Here is a 17244-nt window from a genome sequence, read left to right on the forward strand (position 1 = left end):
TTATAAGTAACCTTCAACTACTCTATCTTTACCAAATAAATCTTTAACTATTTTAGCTCTTGAAAATCCATTATTAAGCAATAAATTGCTCACAGATTGACCTTGAGTAAAATCTATTTCTAGCACCAATTGAGGAATATTATAAATCTCAAACTCACTATTTCTTCTTAACCAATGATTAGATTGAGCTACTATTCTTTTTATGATCTTAAGACCATTATCTTCTGCAACTAAAGCATTAATATCTTCCCAATCTTTAACCATAGGATCAAGATTCTTATATTGCTCTAATGAAATATAAGGCGGATTACTCAAAATTATATCAAACTTTATATTCTCTAGCTTATTATAAAGATCTGAATTTATTATTTTGATATTATTTATGTTGTTTTTCTCAGCATTTTTACTAGTCAAATTGCAAGCTTGTTGAGATATATCAATTGCGTATATAAAACTATTTTTAAATTCTTTTGCAAAAGCTAAAGCTATACAGCCACTACCAGTACATAAATCTAAAATGTTTAATTTCAGAGTTTCAATCTTTTTTATTTTATTAATTAACTCATAAACCCAATATTCAGTTTCTTGACGAGGAATTAATATTGGAGGCTCAATATTTAACTTTAAATCTAAAAAATCGACAGTTCCAAATAAATATTGAATAGGCATGTTATAATTAACATGCCTATCAATAATATAATTTATCTTATTAAGATCATTTTGGGAGATGAAAATTTCATCTTTAATGATAAGATCATTTGAAGAGTAAGACAAGATAGATTCAACAATATATCTAGCAATATTATTGGCTTGATCTATTTGATTATCGTAAGAAATTAGCAATCTATTTCTTAAATCTCTTATAAAGTCTTTAGTTTTGATCTTTGATTGCATAAAAACTCAGTTATCTATTTATTTGCTATTAATTCGAAAATTAACTCTTTTTGCTCTTGAGATAAAGAACTATAAAATTTTGGAAATCTTTCTATATCCAAAAACATTCCTGGATTTTCTTCTCCCAGATGCTCAATTAAAAATTTAACATAATTTGAATTATTATTACAGTCTTCAAGCAATAATGTCCTCTGTTCATCAGTAATAGTTGCTAGAAAATTCTGATAATCTCTATCATCATCTTGTGCAAGTTCTTTGCCCTTATCCTGAATTGAAGCATCTATTTGCTCATTATTACCCAAATCTTTATCTTGAGTAAATAGTCCAACAAGCGTATCTCCTGTTTGAGAAACTACTTCCTTAATATTTGGATCTAAATCTATACCGACTACATTATCTATTAAATTATACTTAACTGCAGTATTTACAAGTTGCTCTATTAATTGAGTTCTAAAAAAACTTACAGCCTTATCAGAATTATATACTATACCGGTTCCTACCATAGTAGCTATAGCTAAAGGCAGTGCTACTTCCATAGATTGAGGTTCAATTAATTCCATAAAATCATGACCAATTCCATGTAAAAAAAGCCAAGGAACAATAACAGCGGTTGATCCAACGGTCATTTTTCTCAACATATTTATGGTTCTTGGAGACAATTTATTAATTAAACTTCTTAAATAACTCTGCTTTTTACCTAAAAGTCTTTCTAGTATTTCCAAAGCAAGTTTTTGATCACACTCAAGTTCTTGAGCAATCCTTTTAGATAAGTAATCAAGATCAACAGTATCGATTAATTTTTTTATTGCATTAGAAAAAGTACATTTCTCTCTACCATTAGAAAAATCAACAAGCATCTTAATTAGTTCTAATTTCTTTATAGCTGGATTTTCTAACAGATTAACAAGATAATCTTTAGCAGAACTGTTTTGCATACTACAAACTATGCTCTTAACTTCTTGAACTAAAATATCAACCGTATTATAAAGTATATTTATTTTCTCCGGTTTAACTTCTGCTACTTGCACATCTTCATCTTTTTGCATTGAATAACTTAGATAAGTATTTACACTTATAAAAAAACTCAAAAACATTAATATAATTTTTTTCTTCATTTTAATTACCTTAATCTATACTAATTTTACTGTTTATTAAATTTTGAATGATATAATCATTTTTATTTTTAAATCTATTCTCCAAAAACAAAAGCAGAAACGTTCTTTCCTACTTCAGTTTTGGAAATAACCCAATTACATACATTAGGCATAAGAGATAAAATAAGCGAAGTATTGTGTTGAGGAACCTTTAAAACTTTAGTAATAATTGTATAACTAATACCAAGAACAAATACTGTAAAAATAGTTGCTGTTAAAAATTGATGTGGCTCTATGTATTCCATAATGTCATGACAAAATGCATGTCCCAAAAACCAAAGACTCATGGTAGAACCCATTCCTAATATCACGTCTCTTGTATCAGAAGAACTTATTTTAAATGAAAGAGCATTTTTAGCTAAATCTTTTTTAATGTTTTGAGTAGCCTTTTGATCTATCTGATGTCTTCTAATCCAATTAAAAGTTGCTTTTACAAAATTTATCACCAAGTCTTCGTTTACATTAGCAAAATAAAGCCCATCATCATAAGACATATTGAATAAAGTTAATAACCTGGCAACTTTTTGTATAACCAAATCTCTAGAAGGCTGTATAAGTTCTTTTATTTTTTCAGATTTTATCAAGGAAATAGTATCAATCAAATCTATTTCTGGGTTATCCTTTGCTATTAAATCAATCAAAAAAGAATAAAATTCTTTCCATTCAACGTAATCAGCAATTTTATTAACATCAAAATTTGCTAAATTCGTAGCGTTAGAAAAATATTCAAGAGCATTTCCAACATCTTCCAATGTTATAAGAGAATTATCAGCGGATCCTTCTGGTAAATTTACGTCATCACGACGCATAGAATAGTTAAAAGTTGTGAATAAAGTAGACATTAATATTAGCAATAAAGCTATATTTTTTCTCATAATTAAACCTCCTATTGAGAAAAAGTAAATACTAATAAGATAATAAAGATATTTATAATATACTTTATTATACTTTTAAATTTATATTATCTATCTTTTTTGTCAACAGGGGTTTTGCTCTTTAATAAATTTAACTCTAAGTCTATTGAAATTTAATATTACTTAAACTAATTAACCTATGGCTAAAATCAAATAAATTACTTACCAAAGTATCTCTATCAATACTAGTTTGTTCTTGCTCATAATCTAAAAATCGTTTAATAGCATCTTTTGGATTACTGTTTTTATCTAAATTATCTATTTCACTTTGAGTAATTTTGGCTTTCTTGTTAAATAATTCATAATAACTATATATTTCTTGAGCTCTATTATAATCATTGTGTTCAAGACTGATATTAAGCTTAGTTTTAATATATATGTAAAAATAATATTTTAACTGCTTTAGTAAATTATTAGGATTTTTTTGTAATTTTATTCTTTGACTTAAATTTAAGCTTGCATAAAATGTCTCTAGACTATTATAAAGTTCAGCAAAATCTAACACGACGCCTCTATCAAACCCTTGAAAGTTTGATACAGTAAAAATAGATAACCATTCAAAACATTTTATTATATAAAAATTTAAATTTTTAGCATCAATAACTATTTTATCTCTATCTATAACTTCTTCGGTTTTTATATCTAATAGTATCTGAACTATACTTTTATCAAACACAGCATTAAATCTATTTATCAAAACTTTATTTAAAAATATTTGAATTTCCTGATTTTCATAAGATTTAGTCTTGTTAATTATCTCTGCTATATTTTTAGAAAATTCTGAACTACTTAAATTATGCTTATATAAAAAGTAACGAATATCATAAGTTTGATTATAAATATGATCTACTAACAAAATTAAAGTACTAACTATATCTTTTAAGTTCCTAGAATCTTTTGAAGAAACACTTTCTGTAACTTGAGTATTAAGATAATTAATTTCTTGAGATAAATTATTAAAATTCTTAAGATCAATTAAATCAAGAAAATTTATATTATCAGAACTCATGGTAAGACTCATACCACTTAATATAAAAAAACATAATCCAAGATAAATTAAATAAACTTTCTTCATTACTCTTCCTTTTAAATTTTACTTCATTTCAGCTTTAATTCTTTTTACCAAATTATTAGTTATATTTTTAGAAAAACCTAAATTTTTTAATTCCTGCAACAAAAATTTCAAAAATCTTCGTTTTGCAATACTAAAAATTGATTCTAATTTTCTTGTATTTAAAGTATTCTCTTGAATAATCTGCCTTGGTAAAAAAAATTCTTTATTCTCTTTTAAGAGTATATATATTCCAAATAAAGAAACTATATTTAAGTAGCTATTAAATTGAAAAAAAGTTTTTTCGTTATAGTACCATTTTACAGGCAATCCTAAAGAGATTCTTATTAAATTAAAATCATAAAAAATATCTTCATCTAAAAAATTTGTTATAGAATTTTCTAAACAACATACATAATCACAATCAAAAGCATTTTTATCTTCCTGACTATAATAAGCTACATTAATAACAACACTATCATCAGCCTTATACTTTACAACATAAGGATTTTGTAATATCAGATTATTTATACGCTTATTTATTTCTTGAAAAACTAATATTTTAGCTCTTGTAAATTCACTAATATTTTGCTTCTCAATCTTTTTATAGGTCAATCTCTTAATAACATGATTATAAGTCTGATTTATAGAATAATAACTATTTGACTTATTATGAATATTATTGTACTCAAGTATATAATCATTTCTTACTAAAAAAATGGTCGGTCTTAAATTGTACAATTTATTTACGTTAATAGGCTTACAATAAACTAGATCTATATTAATAATATTAACAACTAAAAATAATATTTTTAAGAAATTAATTAGCAAGAAGTTCATCCACGTACTCTTGTGCATTAAATAATTTAACCTCATCTAGTTTTTCTCCAAAAGATATAAATGCAATAGGAATATTGAGTTCTCTAGTAATAGCAAATACTATTCCACCTTTACCAGTACCATCCATTTTAGTTAAAATTATGCCATTTAATACTGTACTTTCATTAAAAATCTTTGCTTGATCAAGAGAATTTTGACCTAACATCGAGTCTATTGTCAATAAAACAGATATTTTTTTATCAGGTAATTGCTTATTGATGCTCTTTTTTATTTTTTCAAGCTCTTTCATTAAATTTGTCTTAGTCTGCAATCGCCCTGCTGTATCTATAATTAAACTATCATAATTACCTTTTTTATACTCTTGGCACCCTAAATATACAACTGACGCAGGATCTTGACCTTCTTGGCCTTCAATAATATCTACATCCAATTTCTGTGCTATTTTTCCTAATTGTTCTCTTGCTGCTGCTCTAAATGTATCTGCAGCAACTAGAAGAACTTTTTTGTTCTTATACTTCAAAAATGAGGACAATTTTCCTGCAAAAGTAGTTTTACCGCTACCGTTAATACCTACTAACAAATATATATCAACATCAGAATCGTAACTATTTTTAGTTAATATGCCCTTTAATTCTTGAGCAAGAACATCACGCAAATCTGTTCCACTCTTTATATTGCCATTTTTAAATTCATCTTTTATTTTATCTACAATTATTTTAGTGGTACTTACTCCAGTATCAGAAGTAATTAAAATCTTTTCAAGCTCATTCAATGTATCTTGATCAATTTTATTTGATTTAAATAAGGCTCCAATTTTGTTAGTAAAATGATTATATATATTACTTAAGGTTTTTTTGAAAAAATTAAACATAAAAAATGTTCCTATTAAAAGAATTAACTTAAAACTTAATATTAATATTAATTATTTTATTATAGTTATTCAACAACTACAATATTATATTAATTTGTGTTTTTTGATTATGCAATTTAAATACTACCATTTGACGAAAAACGTTTTATAAAAAATAATAAATATTAAGAAAGCTAAAAAATCATTTATAGGAAAATAATTCATGAAAAGAAATATATTAAAATTACTTATTACAAACATACTTATCCTAACAAATCTAGCAGCAATGCAAGATCCTGAAAAAACTCCAAGTACTGTAACAGATCTTAAATTTTTAACATTGATTAATCTAGCCAATATGCTCGAAGAAAATCCTTTATGCCTTGAAAAATTAAATTTAGACAAATTAAATATAAAACAAAAAGAATCTCTTGAAAATATGATACAAGAGCTAAAAACTCAAAAAGAATTATCAAGCAATGGATACAAAAGTATCGATCAAATACACATTAAACAAGATATTAAAAATGCGTATAAAAAATTACCAAAATGGGCTCAATACGGTCTTGACACTATAGTTTGTTGTATGATTCAACCTCATAATACTTTAAGCCCACTTGCTCAAATTGAAGAACTATTTATTAACTCTATTATAAATTGCGATTATGAAACAGTAGAAAAACTAATAAATAATTATATTACTCAAGGATTAAACTTAAATGCTAAACATAAAGCAAAAATTGGAGCAAAATTTACTTACCAAATAAACTTCAATCAAGAGGAAGTACATATAAATTCATTAACAGCAGCAGCAATTAGCGGTAATCTAAAGATTTTTAATCTAATAATTTATACAGCAAAAGAAATCTACAAAAATAATATTAAGCAATTTATAAATGCAGTTGATTGTCATAATAATACCGCATTAATGCACTCTTTACTAATTATGATAGATAATAAAATTATTAATATGGAAAAAAATAAAAGCGGATATAATGATCTAGTTTACCATATTAATAATCTTTTATATTCTGAAAATGAAAATCAAAGAATAGAAATTATCAAAGTATTATTAGAATTAGGAACAGATATAACTATACAAAATGATAATCTAGATACTGCAATCACTCTTGCTAAAAAACTTGATAATCCGAAAATAAATAATCTTTTTAATATATAATAAAATAACTAAAATATTAGGAATTAACATGAACCTAAAAAACTATTTTTTATTCTTTTGTTTCTTTATAATTCTGAACAAGCATTTCAATACTAATACTATGTCAAAATCGTTAACCGAAAGTACAATTAAAATTGCTTGTACTAAAAGCTTAGAACTAGGGTGCTTATTTAAAATTGCAAGCACATCAAATAACATAACAACTTCATTTAAAAAAATAAGATCAATAAAAAATAGACAAAATATTGAAAGATTATATACCAAGGTAAAACAAATTTTAATGTTTGTAGAACAGAATAAATTTAATAGTCATTCAAAAGAGAATTTAAAAGATTTACACCTAATTTTTATAGACTGTCTTAATAATAATGATATTAATATAGCCCAAATACTTCTTAATTTAGGATTTAAATCAAGCAAAGCCTTAAACATAACCGATGATAAGGGATATACAATACTTGACTATGTATTATTGAAATTAGATGAAAATAAAGATTCTTCAGATCTAGATCAGTATAAAGAATTAGCAAAAGAGCTTTTAGAAAACCAAGCCAATTTTGGAAAACTTAATGAAAGAGTCCCTAAAATGCTAACACTTCTAAAAGTATTAAGTGAAGAAAATGCAACACTCAAAGAAGACATAGAAACCATACTTGAAAAAATAAAACAAGAGTTTGCTGAAAATTTTTAACATTAAATATAATCAAAATTGCTTTAATATAGATTTAGTTCTTTTAAGAAAAAGTTTAAGACGTCTATAGTCATTGGCGGTTAATAAAGAAAAAGTTTCAATAAATTTTTCTAAATTATCTTTGGTTAAAATATCTTTATCAGAAAGTTGTTTTAAAATAGAAAGCAATAATTCATCAAGCGAAAATAGATGACTAGAAAAATTAAAAAGCAATTGTAAATACTGCTCATTTGAAAAAAAATCAACCATCTCTTGATATTTAGCAGGAAACACAAAAGCATGCATCTTAGGTGGCTCGGGCGCTAATTGATAAAGCAAAATATCATTTTCTTGATAACCAATAGTAATACAACTAAAAGTAGTTTTTAAAAATTCAAAAATTTGAGGTTGCTCTTTTTTTAACTCTTCTTCTGTTTTTTTATAAGCAGTTACAACTCTATAAGCATCTGCCGAACAAATTTCTATATTAGAAACTAGACCAAAGATAGTTCGTTCTAAAGTCTTAACGGTTACTAATGAACCAAAAGATGGAGCCTCATCCCATTGCCAAGCTTGAGCTTTCCATATATTTAAAGAACTCTCTATTATTTCGGCAAAGGGCTTTATCTGTATTATAGTATCCATAATTTTATTAGCTCTTAATTTTAATTTAAGCATTAAAATAATAATTTTATTCGGTTTTTATAATCAAGTAAAGGTTTTATAAAATTCCACTTGCTTTTTTTATTTTGAATTTTTACAATTTATCAAAATTTGTTTTTCCATTTGACAAGAATTATTTTTTGAGTACAATTAGAAATATGCAGTGTATAACTATTTTTTATTAACTTCAATAAGTGTAAGTAAAGGAGTTTGAAATATGTCATCAACAGCTCTAAGAGTCAAAGAGTTGCTCAGAGAAAAAGGATGGACTACCAAGATTTTAGCAGAAAAAACTGGTATGTCTGAAAGTTATTTAACACATATAAAAAACGGCACCAGAAGATGGAACGAAGATTCTTTACGTAAATTAGCAAATGCTTTTGAAGTAAGTCCTATGGACTTATTTGCACAAAGACGTAAAAGAACTGACGATATAGACAATAATGTAAGCATGCCTGAGAAATCAGATATACAGTTAAAAGTTCATATCGTACCAGTAGTGGGCGATATACCGTCTAATCCATCTCCGTACAATAACCAATTAATGCAATTGACCACTGGTTTTAAAGATGTATTTGTCCCTGTTTTAAATACAAACGATGCATCTATGTTTGCTTTAAGTCTTTCAAGCAATCAATTGTCTCCAATATTTGACAAAGGTGATTTATTAGTAATCTCCCCAGAAGTTTGGACAAGATCAGGTGATGTTGCAGCAGTAGAATATGGCAATGAAACTCCTATAAAAGCAATAGCTCAAGTTACATATACAGATGATTTTATAGTGCTTGAATCAGTAAACCATAAAACTGCGCCAATTGCTTTAGTACGTGGTAAAGATCACTTTAGAATAATTGGACGAGTAATCGCTCGACATCAACATTTTGAATAAATTTTGCTAGAAAAACGTTTAGAAAGCCAACAAGTTTTCAGAACGTAGCCCTTGCAGAAGCTAAAGCTTTTGATAAAATCTAAATTAAGAGTTGAGGCATCAACTCTTGGAATAGATAATGTAGATTAATTTATTGGTCGCTATTATCTTAATCCAAAATCCAATGGTTTTAACCATGCGGAGCATGCCAACGATCTATTATTACTAAATAAAATAACTTATATTTCTTAATATAAGTTATTTTATAGTGTTTTTTATCATTTAACACTTCCATTTAGTCAAGGAGTACTTAATGTTACGTTACGAAATGCTTATCCTAACTGTTCCAGAAATTACAGCGGATGAAGCTAATACTATTGAATCACAAATCAATTCAATTATAGATGATGCAAAGGGATCAGTAATTTCTTATGAGCGCTGGGGTAAATACAGATTAGCTTATCCAATAAGAAATTATGAATATGGAGTATACTTTCTTGTAAGATACGAAGTAAACCAAGAAAATATGCATCAATTACTTAATAATTTACACACCTATTTTGCTGTTAAGCAAACTGAACTTGTTATGCGTCATATGATTACAAAATTGGCAAACAATGCTTCTCTTGATTACAAAAAACCAGAATCTCTAGAAGACATGCCAACAAGAGACATCAATACGTTCTTAAAAGAAAACAAGATGACAGGTCTCTTAAATCCTTCATCCAGTTCTGAAGAATTAGACGATCTAGATCAAGCTGAAGTAGAATAAGTTACATAAATTATAACATGTTATAGGTGTATAAATGAAATTGAAAATGAGTTCCCGATTACTTAAAAAGAAAGCTAGAAGAACTGCTCAAACTCAAAAAAGAAATTGTAAATTCTGTTCTAGTGAACAAGTAAGAGAATCTCTTGATTATAAAAACGTAAACCTACTTAAAGGTTTCATAACAGAAAGAGGTAAAATTTTGCCTGCTAGAATTTCTGGTACTTGTGCAAAACATCAAAGAGTTTTGTCAACAGAGATCAAAAATGCTAGAATTATGGCACTTTTACCATTTACTTCTGGCCAATTAGCTTAAAAAAATAAATGCCAGAAATTTAAATTTCTGGCATTTTGTTTAATCTCTATTATTAACTTTACTATTTTATAATAGTTAAAGATCTTATTTTATTTTTTAATAAATAAACCTATAAAAGTATAGACTTTTTTTGAAATTAGTTTACAATAAGAAATAATAGATCGATTTTGTATTATTAATAATTAAATATTGTAAATTTTATGACTATGAAAAAAAGAAATAATGTTAGAAATATAGCAATAATAGCTCACGTTGACCATGGCAAAACTACTCTTGTAGATAAAATGTTAAGATTTACATCCACTATGGATGTTCTACAAGATGAAAGAGTTATGGATTCTAATGATATAGAACGTGAAAGAGGGATAACTATTCTTGCTAAAAATACAGGTGTTGTCTATGGAGATTATGAAATCAATATAGTAGACACACCAGGACATAGCGATTTTAGTGGAGAAGTTGAACGTACGCTTCAAATGGTTGAAGGTTTCCTTCTTTTAGTTGACTCAGCAGAAGGAGTTCTTCCAGGTACTAGATTTGTACTTATGAAAGCTCTTCAGTTAAATTTAAAACCTATAGTACTTATAAATAAAATAGATCGTAAAGATGCTGATATAGAAAGAACAGAAAGCGAAGTTCATGATCTATTTTTAGACCTTGCAATTAACGAAAGCCAACTTGACTTTCCAGTACTTTATGGATCATCTAAACTAGGTTTTGTAACCAAAGATCCAAATATTCAAACAAATAGTATGGAACCTTTATTTGAAGCAATACTTAATCATATTCCTGCGCCCGAATCAACCGAAGATTATTTACAATTACTTGTAACTAATTTAGATCACTCTGATTTCTTAGGAACAATAGCAATAGGAAGAGTGTTTAATGGTCAAATAAACGTTGGACAGCAATTTGTTGCATGTAAAGATGATTATGTAAGTAAACCTATGAAGATTACTAAAATCTATAAATTTAAGGGTCTTAGTAAAGTTGAAGTAGAACAAGCTTCATTTGGTGATATAGTTGCAGTAACAGGCTTTAACGAACCTGTTACAATAGGTACTACTTTGTGTCAAGTTGATAAACCTATACCTCATGATTATGTAAAGATCGATGAACCTACATTGTCTATGTACATCTCAGTTAATGATTCACCATTTTGTGGCCAAGAAGGTAAATTTTTAACATCAAGACAAATTAAAGAAAGATTAGAAAAAGAATTAAAAACTAATGTAGCTTTAAGAGTTGATACTTCAGATACTACCGATTCATTTAAGATCTCAGGTCGTGGACAGTTACATTTAGGTATTTTACTTGAAAATATGAGAAGAGAAGGCTTTGAATTTCAAGTATCAGCACCAGAGGTAATTTATAAGACTATAAATGGTATCAAACAGGAACCAATTGAATATCTAGTATTAGATGTACAAGAAGAACATCAAGGCGTTGTAATGGAATTCTTAGGCAGAAAAAAAGCCGAGATGAAAAATATGACCCATTACGATAACGGTAGAGTTAAGATAGAATTTGAAGTTCCTTCAAGAGGATTATTAGGATTTAGAGGTCAATTTCTAACTGATACCCGCGGTACTGGAATTGCTAACTTTAGCTTTTTAGGATATCAACCATATAAAGGTGATATTATAACTAGAACTAAAGGAGCTCTAGTTTCCATGGATAATGGATCAGTAACAGCTTATGCTTTAGATACTTTACAAGAACGTGGTACATTATTTGTTGCTCCTGGAGATAAAGTATATCAAGGTATGATTATTGGAGAACATAGTAGAGATAATGATCTAGATGTTAACCCAACCAAACAGAAGAAGTTAACCAATATGAGAGCTTCTGGAACCGATGATGCTGTTAAATTAGATCCGCCAAGAAAAATGGATCTAGAAACATGTATGGAATGGATTCAGCCGGATGAACTTATCGAAGTAACTCCGCAATCGATTAGATTACGTAAAAAGGTCTTAAGAGCCTCAATGAGAAAATAATTTAAGAACACATATTAACATTTATGAAAACTTATAAAATTGTTGTCTCCTATGATGGAACTGATTACTATGGTTGGCAAATTCAACCTGACAAAGTAACTATTTCTCATATGCTTGAAAAGCAATTTAAAGCTGTTTTTAAAAAAAATATAAAAATTATCGGTGCATCACGCACCGATTCTGGTGTTCATGCTCTTGGGCAAGTTGCTAAATTTGAAACCGATATCAATATAAAACCAGAAATTTTAATTAAAGCTTGGAACAATTTGCTTCCAAGCAATATTTTAATTAGATCTATAGAGCTAGTTAATTCTGAGTTTCATCCTAGAGCTAAAGTAAAACAAAAGACTTATTACTATAATTTTACAACACAAAAAGCTATTCCTTTGATTAGCAATTATGTCTATTCATTAAAATCTTATAGACATTCAATAGATTTTGATAAACTGAAAGTAGCTCTTAATATATTTGTAGGTACACATGATTTCAGATCATTCTGTACAGGTTATGAGCAAGAGTCTACTATAAGAACAATAGATTCCATATCTTTAGTATATCTCAAAAGATATAAAATCTATCAAATACAAGTTAAAGGCAAATCATTTTTACGCTATATGATTAGAAGAATAGTGGGTGCTTGTCTTGAAATAGCTAATTCTAAAAAACGAAATATTAATGAATTAAAGGTAGCTCTTAAAAAACCTAATCCTGAACAAAATCTATTTACCGCTCCTGCTAATGGTTTGATTTTAAGAAAAATAATATATTTTTAGAAAATTAAACTGCTAAAATATAGATATAAATCAGCTTTTGATAAGACATAAAAAATACCAACTCAAAATTGGAGATAATATGAAAAGTATTATTAAATGTCTATTGTCACTAGTTATTTCATATTTTAAACCTTTATTATCAGAAATTATATACCAACCAAAGAGTTTGTTAGAGCAAACAGCAATATTTATCACAAATAATTCTGATAAAATAGAAAAATCACTTCAAATAAACAAAGACCTAGAAGAATACTTGGAAAAGTATAAAAAAATATACTCAAGAAAATTACCAAAACAACTTCAAGAAAAATTTATAGATCTAATACCAAAGTACAACCTAAACATAATAAAAATAGCATTAGAAGTCATAGATAAAATAGATAATATTTTAAATAAGGAAGAAAGCAATTTCCTAAAAGAACGTATCATCTCCATCCCTCAAGAATTTTTTACATGGCAACCTTCTCTGGCTATCATAAGCACATTAGTAAATGAACTTAAACTTAATAATATATTTAGCATAGAATTAGAGATACTTAAAAAAATTTATAACAACTATAACGATATAAAAGATTTAACTATTTTGTCATTCATAAGTGTAATTAACAAAAACATGTCAGAATTTAACAAATTTTCTCAATTACCTATAAAGTATAATTGTCCGGAAATACACTTAATACTTGCCAATATGAAGATAGAAAATTTAGATTTACATAATGCAATGGTACATTTAGAAAAAACACTTAATAGTCAATATCTAATGTCTTATATGTTATTAGGAAAAGCACTAATAAAATGTTATGAATTATGCTTAACAGAAGAAATCCCTAAAAACATAATAGAGGTTACTCCAAAATATTTTAAAGAATTAATAAATAGTAATCACAAAGTAATTAAAAGTCGTGGATTCTTTTATCTAGGACTCTATAATCTCTTAAAAGACAATAAAATAAAAGCTTATAAGTACCTTAATAATTCTCTTAAAGGGGGATGCTATCTTGCATATACTAAACTATACCATATTTATCAAAATGAACTATATTTAGCGCAATATGAATATAATTGCGATTTAATGAAAAACATAGTAAAAAAGTTTCAAACCTATTATAATTGTCAAAATAGTAAATAAAAACTAATAAAGCTCTAACAAATGTTAAATAGAATCTATAAAATAATATTAATTAATCTTTACTTTTTAGGACTCAATTCTGAAAATGAGATAAAAAATAAATATATTTATTTCCAACCAAAAAACTTAGTATATCAATGTACTAAATATATTTTAAATAAAAATATCAAAATTGAATATGTTAATTATGATTTAGAAGAATACATACATAAAGTAAGAGAGATTGAATCAAGAGAATTACCTCAAAGATTAAAAGAACTATTTTTAACCTCCATAGAAATACATAGCATTCAAGATATAACTAACAGTCTTAAATTAATAGACAAATTAGATATGTTTCTTGATAATAGTGACTACTTAAAAGTATTTCAAGAAATAATATCTACCGAACAAATAGAATATTTTTCTCTAGATTCTTCTTTATCGATAATTATTAAAGTATATGAATACTGTCCGCGTATTGTTAAGATACTTTTTGAAAAAGAAATAGAAATTTTAGAAGACTCTTATATAAATGCATTAAAAGTCAATGAATCAGATATAAAAGCAAAATTAATGTTAATAAGAATCTATTCAAGCTTAAAATTTGATCAAAAAAAAACAAATATTTATATCTCAGATTTATCAAAAAATGCTACTCATCCATTAGTAAATATATTATTAATCAACATGGTTTCTAATTATAATGACATCAATATAATAAATTTTATAAAAAGTGGTTTAATAAAAAATTATGAGATCGCTTTTAGCGTATTTTATAATAAATTGTATTCAGATAAAAAAATAATAGAGCACTTTTCTGAGACAGAAATTAAAGGCTTAATCAAAAAAGTTAAAACTATAGCATCAGTAAGAGGCTATTACTATTTCATGGATCATCTTTACTTAATAAAGTTATATACTTTAGTAAAAAATAAAGAAGCTAAACAAGAAAATCTTTTAAAATTACTAATAACTGAAGCATTAAAAGACAATAATTTACTTTTAAAACATTTAATATTTCAAGAATTAAACTTTTCAAACACAGAAACTCCAAAAGAAATTATAGATAGCTCTATGGATTTTCAAGATATGCTTAATAAAATAAGTAATAAAGAATTACTAATTCAAAATGCCTAAGATAGTATCAAATTAAATCTTCAATACATCACTATGCTTAAAAGCTAAAATTAACAATCCGGTTAAGTTCAAGATAGCAACAAAGGCTAACACTACATCCATCAGATTCCATAAAAATGTCATTTTTGCAAGAGCTCCCGAAAATGCAACTATACTTGCTATTATATAATATACTTTCATATATTTATCATTAGTTACAGCAGCAAAACTTTGACCCCCATTAAAAGTATTTCCTATTAAAGATGTAATAACAAAAAGAAACAAACTCATAATTAAAATAATTTGAATTACAAAAGAAGGAGAATGCATTTTAAATGCTTGATATACTAAAGTATTGGTTATTTCATTAGAAGACCAAACTCCTGTCACAAGAGTAATAAGACCTGAAAGTAAACATAGAACAATGTTAGTAAAGCTTGAATACATAGCCAAAATACCTTGATCTACAGGCCTTTTAACATCTGATAATGCATGAGCAATAGAAGAAGTACCAAGACCAGATTCTGTTATAAATATCCCCTTGTAAGTTCCTTCTTTTAACGCATTAAAAAATGAAATACCAAGAATACCGCCACATATTGAATTACTAGAAAATGCACATAATAAAATACTTTTAAAAGCATTAATCAATGCATTAATATCTTTAAATAGTATAAAAAGAGCAAAAACAAAATAAATAATGAATAAAAAGGGAACCAGTTTACTTAAAATAGAGCTAATTCTTTTAACTCCCCCCAAAAGAACAAATAGCAAAATTAAAACAGCAACTAATCCAGTTATCCATTTAGGAATACCTTCAGTATAACCTATACAAGAAATAGTATTAACTTGAATGCTAGACCAGATAGTAAATAAAAAAATAGTTAAAATCGCATACCACTTACCTAAATATGGATTAATCATACTTAAATATTGAGTAGGACCACCTACTATGTTGCCATTTTGAGAAACTTTTCGGGAATAAACAGCAAAAGTTACTTCTACTAATTTAGTAACAGAACCAAGAAATATATAAACTATTAACCAAAAAAGAGCTCCAGGTCCTCCTAAACTTATAGCAATGGAAGGTCCAACAATATTGCCTATACCAATTGTAGTCGAAAGAGAAGTAAATAAAGCCTGCATGGGACTAATACTGTTAACTTTTGAGTTATATTGTTCTTTGACCCCATTCTTTAATAATTCTTTAAATCTTGTAAAAGCTCTAAACTGAGGAAATCCCATTTTGATAGTTAAAATAATAGCAACACTCAAAAATATAATAACTGAAGGAACTGCCAAATAAGAGTGAAAGTTTAAAATAAAAGAATAACAAGATAAAAGAACATTCATAATACTTCCAAAGTTAATATTAAATTAAATTTAGTATTAATTAATATAGAAAATAGATTTTAATTTTATAAAACTGATATTAACAGAATAGTTAAGAAGCGTCAAACTGATAGAGTTACCATCAATATTTTTTTACCAAAGTAGATAAAGATTTTCGCAACAGCTCGTCAAAAGTAAAATTAGAGAAATTAGGATCTTTTTTTATAGAATCTAAAGCAATAGAAATTTCAGGTTTTGAATAATTTAAAGAGGTTAAAACATCAGAAACTTCTTTTAACTTTGTAATCGCAACATCTTTATCTTTGGAATAGGAAATTTTATCAACTTTATCTTTAAGTTGCATAATCAGCATTTCAGCCTTTTTAGATCCTATACCATTAATACTACTCAATGCTTTAACATCAGCAAAAACAATAGCATTCAAAAAATCTGAAGGACTCATTTGACTTAATATCAAAAGTGCCAATTTAGGACCTACACCAGAACAACTTATTAATAAAGAAAATATATCTCTTTGAGATTTAGATTCAAATCCAAAAAATTGTGGCCCATTTTCTTGACTCCAATAAAAATATATTTCCAAATTAACTTCTTGATTAATAGCATAAATTGTTTCATTTGGAACCGATACCAAAAAACCAAATCCGCAATTTTTAATAGTAATAACTTGAGATTCTATGTTACTAACTATTCCTGATAAATAGTTGATCATTATTATTTTC

At 26.6% G+C, this 17244-nt stretch carries 18 protein-coding genes; 9 read left to right on the forward strand and 9 right to left on the reverse strand.

Annotated elements, in window-relative coordinates; translation table 11 throughout:
- The 6 genes from prmC to ftsY form a co-directional block, all read right to left on the reverse strand.
- Nucleotides 1-894 carry a peptide chain release factor N(5)-glutamine methyltransferase gene (gene prmC, locus BABL1_RS02825; RefSeq protein WP_023792131.1) on the reverse strand — a complete coding sequence of 298 codons (894 nt, stop codon included), beginning with the start codon at nt 892-894 and terminating at the stop codon, nt 1-3.
- A 14-nt stretch (nt 895-908) separates the two neighbouring features.
- Nucleotides 909-2009, reverse strand: coding sequence for a hypothetical protein (locus BABL1_RS02830; protein ID WP_023792133.1), 1101 nt, complete (start codon nt 2007-2009; stop codon nt 909-911).
- Between the two features lie 74 nt (nt 2010-2083).
- Nucleotides 2084-2923 (reverse strand): hypothetical protein, encoded by an 840-nt coding sequence (locus BABL1_RS02835; protein WP_023792136.1) that lies wholly within the window; start codon nt 2921-2923, stop codon nt 2084-2086.
- Nucleotides 2924-3065: 142 nt separating this feature from the next.
- Nucleotides 3066-4037, reverse strand: a complete 972-nt coding sequence (locus tag BABL1_RS02840) for a hypothetical protein (RefSeq protein WP_023792139.1) — start codon at nt 4035-4037, stop codon at nt 3066-3068.
- 18 nt (nt 4038-4055) lie between these two features.
- Entirely contained in the window at nt 4056-4853 is a 798-nt protein-coding gene (locus tag BABL1_RS02845; RefSeq protein ID WP_044601167.1) for a hypothetical protein, read from the reverse strand.
- A complete protein-coding gene (ftsY, locus tag BABL1_RS02850) occupies nt 4834-5724 on the reverse strand; it encodes a signal recognition particle-docking protein FtsY (RefSeq protein ID WP_023792144.1) in 891 nt (296 codons plus the stop codon). The genes BABL1_RS02845 and ftsY overlap by 20 nt, the downstream gene beginning before the upstream one ends.
- Before the next feature lie 202 nt (nt 5725-5926).
- Between ftsY and BABL1_RS02855 the strand changes: the two genes are divergently transcribed.
- Together BABL1_RS02855 and BABL1_RS02860 are read left to right on the forward strand one after the other, a co-directional pair.
- The gene (locus tag BABL1_RS02855) at nt 5927-6883 is read left to right on the forward strand and encodes an ankyrin repeat domain-containing protein (protein WP_023792147.1); all 957 of its coding nucleotides are present in this window, start codon (nt 5927-5929) and stop codon (nt 6881-6883) included.
- Between the two features lie 100 nt (nt 6884-6983).
- A complete protein-coding gene (locus BABL1_RS02860) occupies nt 6984-7574 on the forward strand; it encodes a hypothetical protein (RefSeq protein WP_146617287.1) in 591 nt (196 codons plus the stop codon).
- 12 nt (nt 7575-7586) lie between these two features.
- Here BABL1_RS02860 and BABL1_RS02865 read toward each other — a convergent pair whose 3' ends face one another.
- A complete protein-coding gene (locus BABL1_RS02865) occupies nt 7587-8198 on the reverse strand; it encodes a hypothetical protein (RefSeq protein ID WP_044601168.1) in 612 nt (203 codons plus the stop codon).
- Between the two features lie 235 nt (nt 8199-8433).
- Here BABL1_RS02865 and BABL1_RS02870 point away from each other — a divergent pair, with 235 nt between their 5' ends.
- The 7 genes from BABL1_RS02870 to BABL1_RS02900 all read left to right on the forward strand — a co-directional run bounded on the left by BABL1_RS02870 (nt 8434) and on the right by BABL1_RS02900 (nt 15190).
- Nucleotides 8434-9105, forward strand: a complete 672-nt coding sequence (locus BABL1_RS02870; RefSeq protein WP_023792155.1) for an XRE family transcriptional regulator — start codon at nt 8434-8436, stop codon at nt 9103-9105.
- Between the two features lie 292 nt (nt 9106-9397).
- On the forward strand, nt 9398-9856 hold the full coding sequence (locus tag BABL1_RS02875; protein ID WP_023792158.1) for a 30S ribosomal protein S6: 459 nt from the start codon (nt 9398-9400) through the stop codon (nt 9854-9856).
- Nucleotides 9857-9890: 34 nt separating this feature from the next.
- A complete protein-coding gene (gene rpsR, locus BABL1_RS02880; protein ID WP_023792160.1) occupies nt 9891-10169 on the forward strand; it encodes a 30S ribosomal protein S18 in 279 nt (92 codons plus the stop codon).
- A gap of 206 nt (nt 10170-10375) precedes the next feature.
- Nucleotides 10376-12169 carry a translational GTPase TypA gene (gene typA / locus BABL1_RS02885; protein ID WP_044601281.1) on the forward strand — a complete coding sequence of 598 codons (1794 nt, stop codon included), beginning with the start codon at nt 10376-10378 and terminating at the stop codon, nt 12167-12169.
- 23 nt (nt 12170-12192) lie between these two features.
- Nucleotides 12193-12942: a tRNA pseudouridine(38-40) synthase TruA gene (gene truA, locus BABL1_RS02890; protein WP_023792166.1), complete on the forward strand. Its 750-nt coding sequence runs from the start codon at nt 12193-12195 to the stop codon at nt 12940-12942.
- 79 nt (nt 12943-13021) lie between these two features.
- Entirely contained in the window at nt 13022-14071 is a 1050-nt protein-coding gene (locus BABL1_RS02895; protein ID WP_023792168.1) for a hypothetical protein, read from the forward strand.
- Nucleotides 14072-14092: 21 nt separating this feature from the next.
- Nucleotides 14093-15190 carry a hypothetical protein gene (locus BABL1_RS02900; RefSeq protein ID WP_023792170.1) on the forward strand — a complete coding sequence of 366 codons (1098 nt, stop codon included), beginning with the start codon at nt 14093-14095 and terminating at the stop codon, nt 15188-15190.
- 12 nt (nt 15191-15202) lie between these two features.
- On the opposite strand, the gene BABL1_RS02905 is transcribed toward BABL1_RS02900, so the two are convergent.
- Both BABL1_RS02905 and ruvA read right to left on the reverse strand, forming a co-directional pair.
- Nucleotides 15203-16522 (reverse strand): alanine/glycine:cation symporter family protein, encoded by a 1320-nt coding sequence (locus BABL1_RS02905; protein WP_023792172.1) that lies wholly within the window; start codon nt 16520-16522, stop codon nt 15203-15205.
- A 121-nt stretch (nt 16523-16643) separates the two neighbouring features.
- A complete protein-coding gene (gene ruvA, locus BABL1_RS02910; RefSeq protein WP_023792175.1) occupies nt 16644-17234 on the reverse strand; it encodes a Holliday junction branch migration protein RuvA in 591 nt (196 codons plus the stop codon).
- Between the last annotated feature and the right edge of the window lie 10 nt (nt 17235-17244).

Origin of the sequence: Candidatus Babela massiliensis (assembly GCF_000513475.1) — a bacterium.
Taxonomy (GTDB): Bacteria; Babelota; Babeliae; order Babelales; family Babelaceae; genus Babela; species Babela massiliensis.

Excerpts from the sequence above, each read along its gene's own strand:
- prmC (WP_023792131.1), bottom strand. The coding sequence starts at position 894 with ATGCAATCAAAGATCAAAACTAAAGACTTTATAAGAGATTTAAGAAAT.
- BABL1_RS02830 (WP_023792133.1), bottom strand. The coding sequence starts at position 2,009 with ATGAAGAAAAAAATTATATTAATGTTTTTGAGTTTTTTTATAAGTGTA.
- BABL1_RS02835 (WP_023792136.1), bottom strand. The coding sequence starts at position 2,923 with ATGAGAAAAAATATAGCTTTATTGCTAATATTAATGTCTACTTTATTC.
- BABL1_RS02840 (WP_023792139.1), bottom strand. The coding sequence starts at position 4,037 with ATGAAGAAAGTTTATTTAATTTATCTTGGATTATGTTTTTTTATATTA.
- BABL1_RS02845 (WP_044601167.1), bottom strand. The coding sequence starts at position 4,853 with ATGAACTTCTTGCTAATTAATTTCTTAAAAATATTATTTTTAGTTGTT.
- ftsY (WP_023792144.1), bottom strand. The coding sequence starts at position 5,724 with ATGTTTAATTTTTTCAAAAAAACCTTAAGTAATATATATAATCATTTT.
- BABL1_RS02855 (WP_023792147.1), top strand. The coding sequence starts at position 5,927 with ATGAAAAGAAATATATTAAAATTACTTATTACAAACATACTTATCCTA.
- BABL1_RS02860 (WP_146617287.1), top strand. The coding sequence starts at position 6,984 with ATGTCAAAATCGTTAACCGAAAGTACAATTAAAATTGCTTGTACTAAA.
- BABL1_RS02865 (WP_044601168.1), bottom strand. The coding sequence starts at position 8,198 with ATGGATACTATAATACAGATAAAGCCCTTTGCCGAAATAATAGAGAGT.
- BABL1_RS02870 (WP_023792155.1), top strand. The coding sequence starts at position 8,434 with ATGTCATCAACAGCTCTAAGAGTCAAAGAGTTGCTCAGAGAAAAAGGA.
- BABL1_RS02875 (WP_023792158.1), top strand. The coding sequence starts at position 9,398 with ATGTTACGTTACGAAATGCTTATCCTAACTGTTCCAGAAATTACAGCG.
- rpsR (WP_023792160.1), top strand. The coding sequence starts at position 9,891 with ATGAAATTGAAAATGAGTTCCCGATTACTTAAAAAGAAAGCTAGAAGA.
- typA (WP_044601281.1), top strand. The coding sequence starts at position 10,376 with ATGAAAAAAAGAAATAATGTTAGAAATATAGCAATAATAGCTCACGTT.
- truA (WP_023792166.1), top strand. The coding sequence starts at position 12,193 with ATGAAAACTTATAAAATTGTTGTCTCCTATGATGGAACTGATTACTAT.
- BABL1_RS02895 (WP_023792168.1), top strand. The coding sequence starts at position 13,022 with ATGAAAAGTATTATTAAATGTCTATTGTCACTAGTTATTTCATATTTT.
- BABL1_RS02900 (WP_023792170.1), top strand. The coding sequence starts at position 14,093 with ATGTTAAATAGAATCTATAAAATAATATTAATTAATCTTTACTTTTTA.
- BABL1_RS02905 (WP_023792172.1), bottom strand. The coding sequence starts at position 16,522 with ATGAATGTTCTTTTATCTTGTTATTCTTTTATTTTAAACTTTCACTCT.
- ruvA (WP_023792175.1), bottom strand. The coding sequence starts at position 17,234 with ATGATCAACTATTTATCAGGAATAGTTAGTAACATAGAATCTCAAGTT.